The sequence below is a fragment of the Flavobacterium sp. ACAM 123 genome (genome assembly GCF_000264055.1).
GTDB lineage: Bacteria > Bacteroidota > Bacteroidia > Flavobacteriales > Flavobacteriaceae > Flavobacterium.
On sequence record NZ_AJXL01000257.1, the window covers coordinates 1 to 378 of the forward strand.

1 protein-coding gene is annotated in these 378 nt (G+C 40.7%); it reads right to left on the reverse strand.

What is annotated here, in order from left to right:
* Positions 1–6: 6 nt before the first annotated feature.
* On the reverse strand, positions 7–378 hold a 372-nt coding region (locus A3SG_RS20560), incomplete at its 5' end, for a transposase (RefSeq protein ID WP_035664895.1).

A 378-nucleotide genomic window follows, 5' to 3' on the forward strand; every position in this document is an offset into this window, starting at 1 on the left:
TTGTTTTTAAGCAGCAACTGCTAAGTCCAATCCGAATAAGTCGTTAAAAAGCCTTAAATACACACTTTTTAAAACAAAAACACCTTTGGTTTTGTAAGGTGACTTCCAGTTCTTGAGTTTGTCAATTAAATCCGGTACGCCCAGTATATTTATCGTGCGTTTTATGTTGTACACGAGCATGATTAAGCTGTGTTCACCATTTACTTTTTCGAGGCCCGTTAAATTGGTGTGATTGTAGCCCCATTGTCTCTTGATCGTACCAAATATATGTTCGTTGATCTCCTGCCGTGTGCGGTATAATTGTGGGTTCTCCCGATAGCGTTTGTTATTTTCCTCAACGGCACTGGCATACTCGCTCCGATCAATCTCTCTTCCTCC